3 protein-coding genes are annotated in these 1483 nt (G+C 66.5%); 1 reads left to right on the top strand and 2 read right to left on the bottom strand.

From position 1 onward, the window contains the following. The coding region (locus tag EN914_RS35290; RefSeq protein WP_281034696.1) for a PmbA/TldA family metallopeptidase at positions 1–652 on the bottom strand (652 nt) is incomplete at its 3' end. Positions 653–818: 166 nt separating this feature from the next. Here EN914_RS35290 and EN914_RS35285 point away from each other — a divergent pair. After that, complete coding sequence (locus EN914_RS35285) at positions 819–1235, top strand: VOC family protein (RefSeq protein ID WP_013532348.1); 417 nt, start codon at positions 819–821, stop codon at positions 1233–1235. A 23-nt stretch (positions 1236–1258) separates the two neighbouring features. Here EN914_RS35285 and EN914_RS35280 read toward each other — a convergent pair. Next, on the bottom strand, positions 1259–1483 hold a 225-nt coding region (locus EN914_RS35280; RefSeq protein ID WP_164779160.1), incomplete at its 5' end, for an FAD-binding oxidoreductase.

Here is a 1483-nt window from a genome sequence, read left to right as displayed (position 1 = left end):
CGCCGGCCTTGCGGCCGATGTCCTCGGGCGCATCGAGATCTGCAAAATGCTGGCGCGAGGAGAATTCATAGTCGCGCTCCATGCCGGTGCCCTCGCCGGCGATAACGCTGGCCGAGCGCGAAAAACGCGAGCCGACATAGTGGCCGAGGAAGCCGTGCGAGGTGGCCAGCACCAGGCCGCCCAGCCCGGCACCGGCGCTGGCGCCGGCCGAATTGGTCACGCCCTTGACGGCAAGCGCTGCCGCTTCCGCCGCCAATGCGGCTTCCTTCAACTGGTCTGCCGACACTTCGGTGGCGTCGAACAGGTCGAGATCGCGCGTCTGTTTGGCGAGCAATGCCGGATCGGCCAGCCCTTGATAGGGATCCTGCGGCGACACTTTCGCCATCGCCACGGCGCGCTCGGCCAGCGTTTTCGGGTCGGACGCCGCTGTCGCCGAGACACTCGCCACGCGGCCGCCGACGAAAACGCGCAGCGCCACATCCTCGCTTTCGGAAGCTTCGGTAGCCTCGACCTTGCCGAGACGCACCGACACACCGGTCGAGCGGCCGCGCACGGCCACCGCGTCGGCGGCATCGGCGCCGGCCTTTTTGGCAGCCTCGACCAGGGCCGCGACGCGGTCGGTCAATTTTGCTGCGTCTGATATGTCGGTCATGCCTGAAATCCTGCTGGTGCGGCCGGTGTGCGGCCGTTGCCCACCCATCTATTGTTCCGGTCCGGCTTGTGCAATGGCATAGGCTTCAATCAAAATGCAGGGCGGACGGTTCAAACCGCGAACCCTGTGACGCAAAATCGGTTCGCAGCCTGCACGGAGCATTTCGATGACGCCTTTCCATCTCGCCTTCCCGGTCCGTGATCTCGATGAAACCCGCGTTTTCTATGGCGAGGTGCTGGGCTGCGCGATCGGCCGCTCGTCAGCGACCTGGGTCGACTTCGACCTCTACGGTCACCAGATGTCGGCGCATCTGCGGCCGCAGGCCGCACAGGCCCCCAGCGACGGCAAGGTCGACGGCATTGTCGTGCCGATCCCGCATTTCGGCGCGGTGCTCTTGATGGACGACTGGCAGCGCCTGGCGACACGGCTGGAGGCGCGCGACGACATCGACTGGCTGGAACGGCCGATGGTCCGCTTCAAGGGCGAGCCCGGCGAACAGGCAACGCTGTTCATCCGCGACCCCTCGGGCAATGCCTTGGAATTCAAGGGCTTTCGCTCGCTGGAGCAGGTTTTCGCGCACTAGCTCAGATCGAGGGCATCCATCGATCAACGGCCGAAACGGCCCGCCGCGAAAGGTGCGAGCCGAGCCGGATCGCCGCGTCCGCCGATCAAGTCGGCGACCAGCCGCGCGGTGATCGGAGCCAGCGTCAGGCCGAGATGGCCGTGCCCGAAAGCATGAATTACGCGGGAGCTGCCGCGCGAAGCGCCGATGACCGGCCTGGAATCCGGCAGGGACGGCCGGAAGCCGAGCCATTGCGAGGCAGGCGAGCC

The sequence above is a fragment of the Mesorhizobium sp. M7A.F.Ca.CA.001.08.2.1 genome, assembly GCF_003998455.1.
Classification (GTDB): Bacteria; Pseudomonadota; Alphaproteobacteria; order Rhizobiales; family Rhizobiaceae; genus Mesorhizobium; species Mesorhizobium ciceri.
This window is presented reverse-complemented; position numbering and strand designations above follow the sequence as displayed.

Excerpts from the sequence above, each read along its gene's own strand:
- EN914_RS35285 (WP_013532348.1), top strand. The coding sequence starts at position 819 with ATGACGCCTTTCCATCTCGCCTTCCCGGTCCGTGATCTCGATGAAACC.